Source organism: Stenotrophomonas sp. PI_27, assembly GCF_027854495.1.
GTDB lineage: Bacteria > Pseudomonadota > Gammaproteobacteria > Xanthomonadales > Xanthomonadaceae > Stenotrophomonas > Stenotrophomonas pavanii.
Genome location: NZ_JAJNOF010000003.1, coordinates 247,482 through 261,707, shown reverse-complemented (window position 1 = coordinate 261,707; position 14,226 = coordinate 247,482). Strand labels below are relative to the sequence as shown.

General features: G+C 66.0%; 16 protein-coding genes and 1 riboswitch. Of the genes, 9 read left to right on the top strand and 7 right to left on the bottom strand.

From position 1 onward, the window contains the following. Positions 1 to 426: 426 nt before the first annotated feature. The 4 genes from LRM18_RS05300 to pnuC all read left to right on the top strand — a co-directional run bounded on the left by LRM18_RS05300 (position 427) and on the right by pnuC (position 5,116). Positions 427 to 834 carry a glycine zipper 2TM domain-containing protein gene (locus LRM18_RS05300; RefSeq protein ID WP_049416597.1) on the top strand — a complete coding sequence of 136 codons (408 nt, stop codon included), beginning with the start codon at positions 427 to 429 and terminating at the stop codon, positions 832 to 834. A gap of 125 nt (positions 835 to 959) precedes the next feature. Then, positions 960 to 2,084 carry a phosphotransferase gene (locus LRM18_RS05295; RefSeq protein WP_270952081.1) on the top strand — a complete coding sequence of 375 codons (1,125 nt, stop codon included), beginning with the start codon at positions 960 to 962 and terminating at the stop codon, positions 2,082 to 2,084. Between the two features lie 98 nt (positions 2,085 to 2,182). Beyond that, a riboswitch (TPP riboswitch) is annotated at positions 2,183 to 2,278 on the top strand. A gap of 70 nt (positions 2,279 to 2,348) precedes the next feature. Next, the gene (locus LRM18_RS05290) at positions 2,349 to 4,538 is read left to right on the top strand and encodes a TonB-dependent siderophore receptor (protein ID WP_270952079.1); all 2,190 of its coding nucleotides are present in this window, start codon (positions 2,349 to 2,351) and stop codon (positions 4,536 to 4,538) included. Between the two features lie 8 nt (positions 4,539 to 4,546). Beyond that, a complete protein-coding gene (gene pnuC / locus LRM18_RS05285) occupies positions 4,547 to 5,116 on the top strand; it encodes a nicotinamide riboside transporter PnuC (protein ID WP_057494013.1) in 570 nt (189 codons plus the stop codon). Positions 5,117 to 5,175: 59 nt separating this feature from the next. Here pnuC and LRM18_RS05280 read toward each other — a convergent pair whose 3' ends face one another. The 7 genes from LRM18_RS05280 to LRM18_RS05250 form a co-directional block, all read right to left on the bottom strand. Beyond that, positions 5,176 to 5,592 carry a hypothetical protein gene (locus tag LRM18_RS05280; protein ID WP_270952077.1) on the bottom strand — a complete coding sequence of 139 codons (417 nt, stop codon included), beginning with the start codon at positions 5,590 to 5,592 and terminating at the stop codon, positions 5,176 to 5,178. A gap of 119 nt (positions 5,593 to 5,711) precedes the next feature. After that, positions 5,712 to 6,032, bottom strand: coding sequence for a hypothetical protein (locus LRM18_RS05275; protein WP_182068669.1), 321 nt, complete (start codon positions 6,030 to 6,032; stop codon positions 5,712 to 5,714). A gap of 54 nt (positions 6,033 to 6,086) precedes the next feature. Beyond that, the gene (locus LRM18_RS05270) at positions 6,087 to 7,061 is read right to left on the bottom strand and encodes a Dyp-type peroxidase (RefSeq protein ID WP_049465993.1); all 975 of its coding nucleotides are present in this window, start codon (positions 7,059 to 7,061) and stop codon (positions 6,087 to 6,089) included. 91 nt (positions 7,062 to 7,152) lie between these two features. Further along, entirely contained in the window at positions 7,153 to 7,515 is a 363-nt protein-coding gene (locus LRM18_RS05265) for a hypothetical protein (protein ID WP_065428186.1), read from the bottom strand. A 59-nt stretch (positions 7,516 to 7,574) separates the two neighbouring features. Then, on the bottom strand, positions 7,575 to 7,943 hold the full coding sequence (locus tag LRM18_RS05260) for a VOC family protein (protein ID WP_270952069.1): 369 nt from the start codon (positions 7,941 to 7,943) through the stop codon (positions 7,575 to 7,577). 68 nt (positions 7,944 to 8,011) lie between these two features. Next, complete coding sequence (locus tag LRM18_RS05255; RefSeq protein ID WP_270952067.1) at positions 8,012 to 8,779, bottom strand: helix-turn-helix domain-containing protein; 768 nt, start codon at positions 8,777 to 8,779, stop codon at positions 8,012 to 8,014. 123 nt (positions 8,780 to 8,902) lie between these two features. Then, positions 8,903 to 9,478 carry an Ax21 family protein gene (locus LRM18_RS05250; RefSeq protein WP_049465985.1) on the bottom strand — a complete coding sequence of 192 codons (576 nt, stop codon included), beginning with the start codon at positions 9,476 to 9,478 and terminating at the stop codon, positions 8,903 to 8,905. A 163-nt stretch (positions 9,479 to 9,641) separates the two neighbouring features. On the opposite strand from LRM18_RS05250, the gene LRM18_RS05245 reads away from it, so the two are divergent. The 5 genes from LRM18_RS05245 (at position 9,642) to LRM18_RS05225 (ending at position 14,014) form a co-directional block, all read left to right on the top strand. After that, a complete protein-coding gene (locus tag LRM18_RS05245; RefSeq protein ID WP_270952063.1) occupies positions 9,642 to 10,622 on the top strand; it encodes a DUF2268 domain-containing putative Zn-dependent protease in 981 nt (326 codons plus the stop codon). 211 nt (positions 10,623 to 10,833) lie between these two features. Next, positions 10,834 to 11,106: a hypothetical protein gene (locus LRM18_RS05240; RefSeq protein WP_010487149.1), complete on the top strand. Its 273-nt coding sequence runs from the start codon at positions 10,834 to 10,836 to the stop codon at positions 11,104 to 11,106. Between the two features lie 158 nt (positions 11,107 to 11,264). Further along, entirely contained in the window at positions 11,265 to 11,957 is a 693-nt protein-coding gene (locus LRM18_RS05235) for a hypothetical protein (RefSeq protein ID WP_064237400.1), read from the top strand. A 414-nt stretch (positions 11,958 to 12,371) separates the two neighbouring features. Next, the gene (locus LRM18_RS05230; RefSeq protein ID WP_064237399.1) at positions 12,372 to 12,635 is read left to right on the top strand and encodes a helix-turn-helix domain-containing protein; all 264 of its coding nucleotides are present in this window, start codon (positions 12,372 to 12,374) and stop codon (positions 12,633 to 12,635) included. After that, on the top strand, positions 12,632 to 14,014 hold the full coding sequence (locus LRM18_RS05225) for a HipA domain-containing protein (RefSeq protein ID WP_080473081.1): 1,383 nt from the start codon (positions 12,632 to 12,634) through the stop codon (positions 14,012 to 14,014). Before LRM18_RS05230 ends, LRM18_RS05225 begins: the two co-directional genes overlap by 4 nt. The last annotated feature ends 212 nt before the right edge of the window (positions 14,015 to 14,226 follow it).

Here is a 14,226-nt window from a genome sequence, read left to right as displayed (position 1 = left end):
GGAATCGACCGGCGCATGTCCGGCCCCCAGCCGCGTCGCCGTGGAGACGCGGGCCGCCAGCGAGCAGAGAGCCGGGCGCTCAGCAGCGATGCGGTGCAGGGCGCGCCTGACGTGCTGCAGCCGCAGCAGGAGACCCCGCGGGAGCCGGCGCGGCAGCCCAGAGGCGATGGGCGTCTGACATGCCAACGCCTTGGCAGAGAAGGGAGGGGCCACCTCCGCGTGGCCTTTTCCCTTTCTGCCAGCTGAGCGGCCGAGGCCGCTTTCAGCCTTGCTTCATGCCACCTGCCGCTAGATGAATGCGCAAGCCGCACGGTGGCCCAGGCAATGTTCCGGCAATGTTGGAACGCCAGCGTGGACATCACGGCAGCCGGGGCGCCCCGCGCCCTCCCTGCCCAGCGTGGCATGCACCTCACAGGAGAACGAATCATGCTCAGTACTTCCACACTCAGCTTCCGTGGTCTGGCGATGGCGCTGGCACTGGTGGCCGGTGTCGCCGTGGTCAGCGATGCCAGCGCGATGTCGAGGAAGGACAAGCGCACCCTGGTCGGCGCCGTGGTCGGTGGCGTGGCCGGCAACCTGCTCTCCAACGGTGATCCTGCCGCCACCGTCGGTGGTGCCGTGGCCGGCGGCGCGATCGGCAATCTGACCACCTCCGACCGCCGCGACCGTCGTTATTACGACAATCGCTACTACGACAACCGCTACGACCGCCGCTACGATCGTGGCTACTACCGCAGCGGTTACTACGACCGCGGCGACGACCGCCGCTGGCAGCGCGAGCGCTACTACGACAACCGCTACTACCACGACCGCGGCCGCCATCGCGGCTGGTAAGCCGCGCGGCATCCTCCACGCGGCTGCACGGACGGGCGGGTCGGTGACCCGCCCGTTTGCGTTGGCCGCGCTCATGGCGTTGAATGCGCAGCCTTGGATGTGACTTTCCCCTCTCGGGCTGCGGCATGACGTCTCCCTCCCACCGCGTGCAGGGCCTCAACAACGACGAGGTGGCTGCCGACTGGCCACCGATCAGCGCGGCGGACATCGCGTGGCTGCGCCAGCGCTACCCGCAGCTGGACAGCGGCAGCCAGCCGCGCTGGCACAGCCCGCGGCCGCTGTCGGCTGCCGCCATCGTCAGCGGCGCGAACGGGGCGGTGTTCGTCAAGCGCCATCACCACAGCGTGCGCAGCGCGACGTGCCTGGAAGAAGAACACCATTTCATCGCCCATCTCGCTGCGGCGGGCGTACCGGTGGTGCAGGTGCTGCCAGCGGCCGATGGCCGCACCGCCGTCGAGCACGGCGAGTGGACCTTTGAACTGCATGCCGTCGGCGCGGGCGATGACCTGTACCGCGACGCGGTGTCGTGGTCGCTGCTGACCGATGTCGCCCAGGCCCGCGAAGCCGGGCGCGCACTCGCACAGCTGCACCGTGCCGCCGCCAGCTACCATGCGCCCCAGCGCAGCACCCATGTGCTGGTCGCGCGCGATGATCTGATCCGCGCCGACGATCCGATCGCGGCGATCAAGGCAGGACTGCATGAGCGTCCCGGGCTGGCCCGCTATCTCGCGCGCATTCCCTGGGAGGCGCAGCTGCAGCGCGACGTACTGCCGTGGCACGCCGGGCTGGCCGAGCGCCTGCGCGCCGAGCCACGGCTCTGGGCGCATAACGACTGGCATGTCTCCAACCTGCTGTGGCGCGACGGGCAGGTCAGCACCGTGCTGGATTTCGGCCTGGCTTCGCCCACCAGCGCACTGTTCGACCTCGCCACCGCGATCGAGCGCAACGCGGTGGCGTGGCTGGAACTGGAACGCGGCAGCGAGGCCGTGCGCCTCGACATCGCGCTGGCGCTGCTCGAGGGCTATCGCCAGGTGCTGCCGCTGTCGGCGGCACGCGTGCACCTGCTGGCCGACCTGCTGCCCATGGTCCATTTCGACTTCGCACTGTCCGAAGTGGAGTACTTCGAGGGCATCACCGGCTCGACCGCGAATGCCGACGTGGCTTGGCAGCCTTTCATGCTGGGCCATCCGGCGTGGTTCCATACCGCCCCGGGGCAGGCACTGCTGCAGGCCCTGCACGCCGCCGCGTGATCCGGTTGGGACACCGTTGGGGTCAGATCCCTTTCCTGCGGAAAGGGATCTGACCCCGGGTGGCGCTCGCAAATCCGTACCATTTGTAGTGAAATGGTCACCTGAAGCGGGGGTGCCTGGATCTGCCAGGCTGAGAGAGTCCCTTGGAACCTGATCCGGTTTGCACCGGCGTAGGGAGCTTTGAGCCGCAGCCACACCCCCATCATGGGCCGGTGCACCTGCGCGCCGTCGCTTCGTCTCCCTTGTTGTCCGAAGACGAATCGAATGAACCGCTGCCTGCGCCCCACCCTGCTCTCCCTCGCCCTCTGCGCCGCGCTGCCGCTGCATGCCAGCGAGGCCGAGTCCACCACCGATGCGGCTGCCGCTGGTGCCGAACGCTCGCCGACCGAACTGGCGGCGGTGCGCGTGGAGGCGGGCAAAGCGAAGGCCGATACCTCGCGCGTGAATGCCTTCGGCGGCGGTTCGTGGAAGGACACGCCGGCGTCGGTGAACGTGCTCGAGCGCGATTACCTCGACCGCCGCCAGGTACGTTCGCTGTCCGAGCTGGCCAGCAACGATGCCTCGCTGGGTGATGCCTACGCGCCGGTGGGCTACTACCAGAACATCGCCATCCGTGGCTTCGCACTGGACGCGGCCACCGGCTACCGCTTCAACGGGCTGTCCATCGCCGGCGAACAACGCCTGGCGCTGGAGAACGTGCAGTCGGTGGAGATCCTCAAGGGTGAAGCCGGGCTGGCGGCAGGCGTGATGGCGCCGGGCGGAATCATCAACTACATCGGCAAGCGCCCGGCCGAGGTGCGCACCGCCACGCTCGGCACCGATTCGGAAGGATCGCGCTACGCCGCTGTCGACGTCGGTCACTGGATCACCCCGCGCTTCGGCCTGCGCCTGAATGCCGCGTGGGATTCCAGCAATTCCCATGTCGAGCACGCTGATGGCCGCCGCAACTTCTACGCGCTGGCCGCCGACTGGCTGATCGGCGAACGCGGCAAGCTGGAGGTGGATGCCAACTACCAGACCAGCGCGCAGCGTTCGGTGTCCGGCTACCAGCTGCTGGGCGCGCGCGACCTGCCGCGCGGTGTCGACCGCGAACACCTGCTGGGTTACCAGCCGTGGCAGCGCCCGGTGGACATCGCCAGCACCAACATCACCGCCCTGCACACCTACGATTTCAATGACGCCTGGCAGTCGCGCGTCTCGGTCGGCCACAGCCGCTCGGTGATCGATGACAACGTCGCCTTCGCCTACGGCTGCTACTACGCCACGCAGTGCGCCGATGGCAGCGTGCCGGGCAATTACTTCGCGCCGAACGGCGACTATGACGTCTACGACTACCGCAGCCCGGACGACACCCGCCGCAACCAGCAGGCCCGTGCCGAGCTGCGCGGGCGCTTCCAGACCGGCAGCGTCGGCCACCAGCTGACCGTCGGTGCCGACTACTTCCGCCGCACCGTGGACAGGCGCCCGAGCGTCAACGAGTACGTCGGCACCACCAACATCCACGATGCGCCGGTGCCGGTATTCGAGCCGTCGCCGAAGATGCCGGGCCCGTCCGCACGACGCCTGGACAGCCGCCAGACCGCGTTCTTCGCGCTGGACCGGATCAGCTTCGGTGATGACTGGCAGTGGTTGGCCGGCGGTCGCTTCGTGCGCCTGGACGAGCGTGCCTACGACAAGCGTGGTACGCCGCAGCGGCACAGCCGCCTGTCGCGTTTCCTGCCGCAGACCGCGGTGGTGTGGAAGGCCACCGACCAGCTCAATGCCTATGCCAGCTACGTGCGCGGCATTTCGCTGGGCCAGGAAGCGCCGTTCTGGACCAGCAACGCCGACACCTTCCTGCCGTCGGTGCAGTCGCGGCAGCTGGAAGTGGGCGTGAAGTACGTGCCGGTCGAGGCGCTGACGCTGGGCGCGGCCGTGTTCCGCATTTCGCAGCCGTACCAGTACGCCAAGCCGGACAGCAGCGACGTCGGCTACACCTTCGTCGAGGAAGGCACGCAGACCCACACTGGCCTGGAGCTGACCGCCAACGGGCAGCTGACCGATGCACTGCAGATCGTGGCCAGCGCCAGCGTGCTGCAGGCGCGCGCGCGCGACACCGGCACGCCGGCCTATGAAGGCCATCAGCTGGTGAACGTGCCGAAGCTGCGCGCCAGCGTGCACCTGGCCTACGCGCTGCCGTTCGTGCAGGGCCTGGATGTCACCGGCGGCTGGCGCTATGCCGGTGCCAACGTGGCGCGTGCCGACGGCGGCGTGCGCGCACCGGACTACTCGGTATTCGATGCGGGCCTGCGCTTCCAGCATCGCCTGCACGAGCGTGCGGTGACCTGGAACCTGGCGGTGGACAACGTGTTCAACCGCTTCTACTGGCGTGATACCGGCGGCAGCGGCGGTGACTACTACCTGTTCCCCGGCGCACCGCGACAGGCCCGCCTGTCGGTGACGTTCGCGTTGTGAGCAGCGTGATGCTCGAGTGGAGCGCCGCGCTGTGCAGCATCCTCGGCGTCTGGCTGATGGCCCGCCGCCGGTTGTCGGCGTGGCCGGTGGGCCTGCTGTCGGTGGCGCTGTATGGCCTGGTGTTCGCCGAGGCCAAGCTGTACTCGGACACGCTGCTGCAGGTCGCCTTTGGTGGCTTCCTGGTCTACGGCTGGCTGAACTGGCGCCAGCACGCGGCCGACGAGGGCAGCATCCGCATCGTGCCGCTGGCGCGTAGCACGCTGCTGCGCGACCTCGCCATCGGCCTGTGTGGTGGCGTGGCGCTGGGCGCGGCCATGCACACCTTCACCGATGCCGCGCTGCCCTGGCTGGATGCGATGCTGACCGCGCTGAGCCTGGTCGGCCAGTGGTGGCAGGCGCGCCGCCACGTGGCCTGCTGGTGGGTGTGGATCGCGGTGGACGTGGTCTACGTCGGCGCGTACCTGTTCAAGTCGCTGCACGTGACCGCCGCGCTGTATGTGTTCTTCCTCGGCCTGGCCGTGTTCGGCCTGCGCGCATGGAGCGCGGCCGCGCGCGAGCCACAGGTGGCAACGCAGTAGAGCCACGCCACGCGTGGCTGTTGCGGGCAATCGGCGCGCCATCCACGCATGGCGTGGATCTACGGGGTCAGGGCCAAACCCAGCCGCAGCGGCTGGCGCATGTCGGCCGGTGGGGCCGCCTGCAACGGCGCAGCCTGCAGCGTCGCGCGCAGGTCGGCATCGACCTGGGCATCACCCAGGCTGTCGAATTCCAGTTTCGAAATGCGGCCGTCCGCGGCGATCCACAGGCTTACCGGCAGTGGCATCGGCGTGTCCGGGTGCGCCTCCAGCCATTCCAGTACACGCTGCGCCTGCGGATCGTGCTCCTGCTGCAGGCGCTGCTGCAGTTGGCCTCCCACGGAGGCGGCGTAGGCCATCCAGTGCGCAGGGGCTTCCTGCGCGGAAACGCTGGCACTCCCCAGTGCCAACGCGCCGAGCACTGCAGCCAGAGGCCGCCACCAGCGGCGCATGCCGGTCCTGTTCCCTGCCATGACCATCGCCTGCCTCCTGCACTCCCATCCAGCGCGCCATGGTCGGCGCCCTAGATGACAGGCAGATGGCGGCCGGTGATGGCCCGGCGCTTCGAGCTTACCCGATTGCGAGGGATTGCCTTCGATCAGTCCAGACAAGCCTTCAGATCATCACGTGTCCAGCCGGTGAGGCCTGCACCCTTCCAGTAGCGTGCGGACGTACCAGCCGGGACAGGGGCAAGCTCGACAATGGCAATCACCCCATGGTTCACAGGGTTGTCGATGACAATGCGCTGCCCGGATTCGGTGGGCAGCACGCGCACGACCTTGTTGCGTTGTGTCCATGTCTGGGACAGGCAAACGGTGACCTGCTGTACCGATTTCGAAGAACCAAATGCCTCGGGTGCTTGTTCAAGCAGACCAGGTGCGGTCGAGCAGCCGGCGATGCCCATGAACAATGCCGCCAAGAATGGAGCTCTCAAGACAGACATACGTCCTCCAGATGCATACGTGCGCCTTGATCACTCGCCCAGGTCGGCCAGCACCTTGCGCGAGGGCGCGAAGAAGGTCACGCCGGTGGTGGCGGTGGAGAAGTCGAGGATGCGGTCGTGCAGCGGCGCGGGATTGCCGATGAACATGCGCTCGAGCATCTTCTCGATCACCCACAGGCGACGGGTGTAGCCGATGAAGTAGGTGCCGTACTCGCCACGACCGGGGTTGGCGAACGGCATGTTGTCGCGCAGGATCTCGTGCTCGCCGTCGGCATCCTCGATGGTGCACAGCGTCTTGTGCGACTTCTGCGCATCGGCCGGCGCGTCGTCCAGCTCGATGTTGTCGTGCTTGGTGCGGCCGATGATCGCTTCCTGCGCCTCGGTCTTCTGCGCGCGCCAGGCGTCAAGGTTGTGCAGGTACTTCTGCACCACCACGTAGCTGCCGCCTGCGTGGTCCGGATCCTCGTCACCTACGATCGTGGCTTCCGGCAGCGACAGCCCTTCCGGGTTGGCGGTGCCATCGACGAAATCGAGCAGGTCGCGGCCATCGAAATAGCGGAACCCGGCCACATCATCGACCGCTTCAACGGCATCGCCGAAGGCCATCAGCAGATTGCGCTCGAACGCCACGATCAGGTCCATGGTGCGCGCCCGGATGTGGTACAGCAGGTCACCGGGCGTGGACACGGCGGTGTGGGTGGCGCCCTTGATCTCGCGGAACGGCTTCAGCTCGCGCGGCGGCGTGGAGCCCACCAGCGGCTGCCACACGCGGTGGCCGATGGCCACGTTGCAGGTGAAGGTACGCTCGATCTCGCGGATGGCGGTGTTCTTGATCAGGTCATCGGTGCTCGCCAGCACCTCGCGTGCCCTGGCGATCGACGCCTCGTCATCCTTCACCTTCAACACCAGGAACGCCGCCGAATGGGTCAGTGGCGCGGTGATCTGCTGCGGCTCGTTGTCGAGCGTGTGGTTGAGGGCGGTGATCGGTGCGGGCTGGGAGTTCACGGCGGTTCCTGCGGGCTTGAGGCGGGCGCATCGCGCGTGGCGATGTGCGGGCGATCATAGCGGAACCGCCAGACCGGGGACGGAGCGGTTCTCAGTTCGCGGTCGATGCCGCTTGTGCTTGAGAGAGCGCCATGACGCTGCAGACTACGTAGCGTTGTGGATCGGTCCAGGCGATGCGCAGATACGGGCCTTCGAGCAAGCCATGGTCGCAGAGCCAGCCAAATACCTCGACCGGACTCCATTCGCGACCGGCCGCAAACGCTACACCAAGATCACGCAGGGCAGCGAACAAACGAGCTTTGCTGATGTCGTCGCCCACTTCAGCACGCAAGGTGGGGGCCTGCCCCTGGAAGCCGAGGGCATGCAGCGCCGCAAGCACGCCAGCGTCCAGAACCGCTACCTGCACGGTGCTGCCGTCGGCCTGCTGCACATATGCGGAAATGGGGATCTGCATGCGGGAACGCTGCCTGGCTCGGTCCCAGTATGCCCGCTCCACGACGGGCATAGGCAGGATCAATCCACGTCACTCCAGACCGCCAGCTCGTAGCCGTCCAGATCGTGGAAGTGGAAGCGGCGGCCGCCGGGGAAGGCGAACACGGCCTGCACCACCTCACCACCGGCGGCAACCACGCGCCGCTCTGCATCGGCCAGGTCCGCGCAGTAGAGGATCACCAGCGGTCCCCCATGGGCACGCACCTGCGCGTCGGCCACGAAGCCACCTTTCAGGCGGCCGTCGTCGAACTCGGTATAGGCCACGCCGTAGTCGGTGAACTGCCAGCCGAACACCTCGCCATAGAAGCGCTTGCTGCGGGCGATGTCGGCGACGTTGAATTCAATGTTGTCGATGCGGCGTTCGGCATCGTGGGTAGCAGCATGGCTCATGGCATGGCTCCGTTGAGGGAGCCCCAGCGTCGCTCAGTGCAGCCGGCGAGTCTTGAACAAAACGGCCATCATTGCCCCCACTCCAGGCGCAGTTCGCTGGCGGTCATGCCAGCCAGTTCGCGAGCGTCACGGCTGAGATGGGCCTGGTCGGCATAGCCGGCATCGGCGGCCAGCATCGCCAGCGAGTGCTGCGGCAGCGCGCGGCTGTGGCGAAGAAAACGTTGCAGGCGCAGGATCCGCTCCAGCGTCTTGGCACCGTAGCCGAACTGCGACTGGCTGAAGCGGCGCAGGCTGCGCGGGCTCAGGCTCAGGCGTGCCGCCAGCTCATCCAGCGTGGCATGTCCCTTGGCAAGCGCCTGGAACAGGGCGTACGCCCGCTGTGACCCGCTGTCGAACGCCGCGTCCCCAAGGTGCGACTGCAGGCAATGCGCCATCCGCTGCAGGCGCTGCGCAGGCGCGGTGTCGCCGATGGAGGCCGCGGCCTCTACCGCCCATCGACCCTTCAGATCCGCCAACGGCACCGCCTGGCCGATGATCCCGGCCAACGGCAGGCCCAGCGCGGCAAGCGCCTGCCCAGGCCGTAAGCGCGCGCCCAGCACCTGCGCGCCCGGTGCCAGCATCGGATGTGCGGCTACCCGGTCAGGGCCAACGACGAACAGCGCACCATCGCGCCAGAGGATGTCCACGCACCCATCGGGCAGCACAGTGATGTGCCCATCGGCATCGGCAGGAAGCTGGCTCTGCCAAAGCTGGCCGAAGTGGCCACGCAGCGAGCCAGGTGGCAGATGCTCCTGATAGGCCGTGCCGGTACCTGCGAGAGAGGGGGAATCGCCCATGCGACATTGTGGCGCCCCGGAGCCCATAAAAGTGAAGCCCGGCGCGAGGCCGGGCTTCGGTTGGCGTGTGGGAGAGAGAGAGAGTCACACGCCAGCACAACACGCACTAACGACAGGCGTTTGTTACCAAGTGAAGCGCGGGCCCACGAACCACTCGCGGTCGCCGGCCTTGGCCAGCTTCACTTCGCCACTCAGGCCCCAGTTCTGGTTGAACTTGGCGGTGGCGCCGACGCGGCCGTAGAACTCGCCGTCCGGGTTGATGCCGTGCTTCTTGGTGTAGTCCTCGTAGCCGGCCATCACGTAGCCTTCCACGTACGGGTTGAACGCGGTGCGCACGCCGACTTCGGTCGAGTAGCCGTTGAAGTCCAGGCCGTGCTTCATGTCGAACTTCTGGTACGCGACGCGGGCGACCAGGTCGGTGTTCGGTGCGATGCCGTAGTTGTAGCCGGCACCGATGCGCCACTGGTCGACGTCATTCTTGAACGTGTCGGTCTCCTGCGCGCTGTAGTCGCCGAAGATGTGGAAGTTCGGGTGCACCGCCACCGAACCCTTCACCTTCCAGCCATCGGCGTCGCCGCCCTTGGCATCGGTGTTCACGTAGCCGCCTTCAACGTAGTTGTACGACAGGCCGTCGGTTGCCGATGCAGCGAACGGCAGGGCAGCCAGAAGACCCAGGGCGAGCAGCGAATTCTTGTTCATCGGGACACACCTTTCATTATTTTGGTTTCGTCGCCCGCCTCCCGGGAGGGGGAGAGAGAGAAGAGGCGGTCGACAGGTGTGAATTATCCGTTAGGGGGGCCAATCGACCCTGAATATTGAACTGACTGGTGTATAAATAAGGCTGCCGTTCAGGGAACTCGCCATGCAGCGCGCATCCATCGCGTCACTGCTATTTCCGCCCGACGTCCGCTGCAGGGCGCTCGTGCTGCTGCTCGTCATCGTGCCGCTGCAGGCAGCCAGCGCGGACGGGCGCGTTGTGGTCCGGACAGACGATGTCACGCGCTTCTTCAGCGTGTTGGATGCCAGCGGGGGATCGCCAGGTGCCGAAGACCTGCGACGCGGCTATCTGGACGTCGGCACCGATGCATTGCGCAGCTTCACCGACAGCCGTATCGGTTCGATGGAGCGTCTTGCAGGCGCGATCCAGGACAAGCCTGCGCTGTTTGCGAAGGCACGCACGTGTGAGGCGGCGTTGCCGGGAGTGCGCGCGCGGGTAGCCGAGGCACTCGACCGGTTGGGCACTCTGCTTCCCACCGCTCGCTTTCCTCCAGTCACCGTGCTGGTCGGCCGCGGCAACAGCGGCGGCGTCACCACCGAAGCAGGTGTGGTGATCGGCCTGGAAGCGCTTTGCAACGCCGACTGGATGCAGCCCGATGTGGGCGACCGCTTCGTGCACCTGATCGCCCATGAGTACGTGCACGTGCAACAGCCCGGCACACGCTCGGAGGTCGAGCAGCCCACGCTGCTCTATCAGACGTTGCTTGAAGGCGGCGCAGAGTACGTAGGCGAGCTGATCTCCGGGCAAACGGCCAACGCGCATCTGCATCGTTGGGCGCAGGGCCGCGAATGCGCACTGGAGCGCGCCTTCGTGCAGGACAGCAGGGGCACCGATCTATCGCAGTGGCTGTACAACGGTCCTGGCGATGATGCTCGGCGCGGGGATCTCGGCTACTGGATCGGCTACCGCATCGCCCGCGACTATGTCTCCCGCGCGCCAGACAGATCGAAGGCGATTGGGGAGCTGCTGGATGTACGGCCCGCGACGGCCAACGCGCTGCTTGAGGCCAGTGGATGGCGGCCTGCGTGCACGGCCGCAACAAGCACGGACACCCAGCGCCCGTGAGTTCGGCTTCATACTGATGAATTGGCGATCTTGAATAGGCGCAAGGCGCTCGGCCGACGCAGACCAGCTCGCCTGATCCCGCTTGTTAATGTTGGGTCACAGGCGGACTTCACAGCCCTTCCACGTAGTCAAATTCCAGCTGAAAGCGCTTGGTAGCGCCGGGAACAAACGCCGCTATATTCCAGCTTCCCCAGACGAAGGAGGGAGTGCAATGAACCTGAACCCGCAACACATGAAGACGGCCCGCGCGCTTGCTGTAGCGCTCATCGCCACCGTGAGCCTTGGCGCTTGCGCCTCTTACAAGAACGAGTTTGCAACGATCAACTCGCGCCTCGACCAGCTCGATGTAAAGGTGCAGGGCGCCGCACAGAGCGCTGAATCCGCCAACCAGTCCGCACAGCAGGCCAACCAGCGCCTGGACCAGATCGAAGGCCGCGTGCAGCAGCTTGAAAGGGCACCTGCCGGCCGCAAGCCGCGCGGGTAACCGCTCCCTCACCGTTTGAATTGATCCACATCTGTACCGGGAACCAGTGGCCTTCGCCGGCCACTGGCGTCCTTCCACCACAGATCTGCATTGCAAGGAGCCGTCCCATTCGTACTTCCTCCTCCCCTGCACGCCGCGCCCTGCACGCCACTCTAGCCATGGCGCTAGCGGTTGCGTGCAGTGGCGTAGCCAACGCAAAGGACGCGAAGGACGACGTACCGGCCCAACGCGTCGCCGCCATCGATGAACTGCCGCCCGACCAGAGCGTGTCCGAGACCGTGATCGAACTGGCCGGCTGGGTCGTTGCCAGCAAGGACAATCAGGGCTATCCGTTTGCGGTCATGGACAAGGCGGCGGCGCAGGTGCTGATCTTCAGCGGCGAGGGCAAGCTGCGTGGCGCGGCACCGGCACTGTTCGGTTCGGCCATTGGCGACCACTCCGCACCCGGCGTCGCAAAGCTCGCACTGAGCGCGATTCCCGGCCACGACCGCACCACGCCTGCCGGCCGCTTCATTGGCGGCTATGGCCCCTCCGACGATGCCGGGCGCGTGCTGTGGGTGGACTATGATTCCGCCGTTTCGCTGCACCCGCTGCCGCCGGGCAGCCCGAAAGAAAAGCGCGCCGAGCGGTTGGCATCGCCCACGCCGGACGACAACCGCGTCACCCACGGCTGCATCAACGTCTCGCCGACGTTCTACGAGCAGATCGTGCAGTCCACGTTCGAAAAGGGCGGTGTGTTCTACATCCTGCCGGACAAGGATTCGATCGCGAAGACGTTCCCGGAGTTCGCCCAGAGCCGTGGCGATGCGAAGGACGCCGACGAGAAGGGCGCGCGGCGCGCGAGCAAGTAGCGGTCGCTTCGCGTGCGGCCCTGGTTGGTAGTGGCCGGCATGCGACCAAGCCTGACCTGCGCTGCAGGCAGAGGTTGCCCGGCACGTTCCTGACGGGCTCCACTGGGCCCCACGGCATCGCGGACATCCCGCCGTCGTGGCGCTGCCAATGGACGGAGGAGGTATGGCACTCCGTACCACTCCAGAAATCCTTTCGTTCATGAGGATTTCTGGCCAGCCGGACATTCTTGCAAAGAAATCCTGGTGTTGATAAGGATTTCAGGGCATCCAGATCTTTCCCATAGAAATCCTCAAGCGCACAAGGATTCCCGGTGGATCTCCGGTCCTGCGCGAAAAATCCTTAATTTAGTGAGGATTATATGATATAGACGATGGGTCGAATCCGGAGCATCAGGCTCTGCCGGGGAGTTCCCATTGAAGATCAGGCTCGACAAGGCGGAGGCCTTGGGACCATTGGTGAGAGCCGCCCGCAAGCATCAGGGGCTGCGCCAGGATGCAACCGCCGAAGGCATCGGGGTCAGCGAGAATTTCCTGGCCAAGGTCGAACGCGGCGGTACCACAGTGCAATGGGGCAAGTTGTTCAACGTGCTTGACGAGCTGGGGCTGCATGTCGAAATCGACGTGCCGGACGAAGCCATGGCCCTTCTGACAAGGCGTGCCAACGGGAAGGCGCCATGAGCGCCCCCCGTATCGACCTCAAGGACGTGATTACAACGACCGTCCTGTCTGGACTGCACTATCCGCGTCCACCCCGCGAACTGCAGGTCAGCATCGATGAAGCGCCGGTGGGCCACCTGACCGAGGCAGCAAACTTGTGGCGCTTCACCTATGCGCCGGAGTGGCTCGGCAACGCATATCGGTTTCCGCTGGCACCCGCATTGCCACTGCAGGAAGCCGCCATCGCCGATGGCTCCAGCCAGCGACCGGTGCAGTGGTATTTCGACAACCTGCTGCCGGAAGAGCAACAACGCACGTTGATGGCAACCGATGCCAGGGTGGATGGCGCCGATGCGTTCGCCTTGCTGGCCGCCTACGGCGCGGAATCGGCTGGCTCGTTGACGCTGCTCCCGCCCGGGACGCACCTGCTCCCCGGTGGCAGGGAACCGCTGCCCGATAGGGAACTCTCCACCCGTATCCAGGGACTGCCACGTACATCGCTCGCCGCCGGCGCCGCCAAGCGCATGTCACTGGCAGGTGCCCAGCACAAGCTGGCCATCATCGAGGTGGGGGAGGAACTCTACCAGCCTCTGGGTGCCGAGCCCTCGACCCACATCCTCAAGCCTGACAGCACCAGCAGCAGTTACCCGCACAGCGTGATCAACGAATGGTTCGTGATGCGCCTTGCACAGCGCATGGGGCTGCAGGTGCCGAGGATCGAGCGCCGCTACGTACCTGAGCCGGTCTTCATCATCGAGCGCTTTGATCGCGAAATCACCGCCGACGCCATCCACCGTCGGCACGCGATCGACGCCTGCCAGCTGCTCAACCTCGACCGTCAGTTCAAGTACACGCTCGGGAGCATCGACACCCTGAAGGTCATCGTCGAGCAATGCAGAAGCAAGCTCAAGACGCGCGTCCGCCTGTTCGACTGGCTGATCTTCAATGTACTCACCGGCAACAACGATGCGCACCTGAAGAACCTGAGCTTCCTGGTCGACAGCAGCGGTATCGAATTGGCCCCCCACTACGACCTGCTGTCCACCGCATCTTACGAGACCCGCGCGTATGCCGACGAGGGCGCACGTTGGCCAGAACGCTCGGAACTATCGTGGCCCATTCTCGGTGTCGCGCGCTTCCACGACCTTCGTTTCGAGCATCTGGTTTCTGCCGGTGAAGCCCTGGGTTTGGGAAGGCCAGCCGCCACCCGGCAGCTGCGCCATCAGATCGACCGCATCGCGAGCGAAGCCCAGTCGCTTTATGCGGAGGTGCTGCAGGAAAACCAGCAATGGCTGACCCGTTTCACCATCGGCCCAACCCTGGAAGGCGAGGTCCATTTCCTGAGAACACTGGTCCACGTGATCATCGCCGACATGGTGAGGCAGCTCTCACCCGCGTGATGCGGATCTGCGGCCATTCCTGCTGCTGATCTTGGCCATCCGGCGCCGCTGCCTACCGGCCGACGCGATCGTGTCGCTTTTGCCCATTGCAGGTGCGGCGTCCGAGGGCGCCAACCACGACGGCTGTCGCATATTCCCCAAGCCGCTACGGCCGTTGCGGCGCCTGCGTCTGCGACGGCTTAACCGCATGCAAGAATGCCGAAAGCGTCTTT

Coding starts and splice junctions, on each gene's coding strand:
- LRM18_RS05255 (WP_270952067.1), bottom strand. CDS start 8,779: ATGGGCGATTCCCCCTCTCTCGCAGGTACCGGCACGGCCTATCAGGAG.
- LRM18_RS05260 (WP_270952069.1), bottom strand. CDS start 7,943: ATGAGCCATGCTGCTACCCACGATGCCGAACGCCGCATCGACAACATT.
- LRM18_RS05300 (WP_049416597.1), top strand. CDS start 427: ATGCTCAGTACTTCCACACTCAGCTTCCGTGGTCTGGCGATGGCGCTG.
- pnuC (WP_057494013.1), top strand. CDS start 4,547: ATGCTCGAGTGGAGCGCCGCGCTGTGCAGCATCCTCGGCGTCTGGCTG.
- LRM18_RS05250 (WP_049465985.1), bottom strand. CDS start 9,478: ATGAACAAGAATTCGCTGCTCGCCCTGGGTCTTCTGGCTGCCCTGCCG.
- LRM18_RS05265 (WP_065428186.1), bottom strand. CDS start 7,515: ATGCAGATCCCCATTTCCGCATATGTGCAGCAGGCCGACGGCAGCACC.
- LRM18_RS05245 (WP_270952063.1), top strand. CDS start 9,642: ATGCAGCGCGCATCCATCGCGTCACTGCTATTTCCGCCCGACGTCCGC.
- LRM18_RS05295 (WP_270952081.1), top strand. CDS start 960: ATGACGTCTCCCTCCCACCGCGTGCAGGGCCTCAACAACGACGAGGTG.
- LRM18_RS05225 (WP_080473081.1), top strand. CDS start 12,632: ATGAGCGCCCCCCGTATCGACCTCAAGGACGTGATTACAACGACCGTC.
- LRM18_RS05240 (WP_010487149.1), top strand. CDS start 10,834: ATGAACCTGAACCCGCAACACATGAAGACGGCCCGCGCGCTTGCTGTA.
- LRM18_RS05280 (WP_270952077.1), bottom strand. CDS start 5,592: ATGGTCATGGCAGGGAACAGGACCGGCATGCGCCGCTGGTGGCGGCCT.
- LRM18_RS05235 (WP_064237400.1), top strand. CDS start 11,265: ATGGCGCTAGCGGTTGCGTGCAGTGGCGTAGCCAACGCAAAGGACGCG.
- LRM18_RS05290 (WP_270952079.1), top strand. CDS start 2,349: ATGAACCGCTGCCTGCGCCCCACCCTGCTCTCCCTCGCCCTCTGCGCC.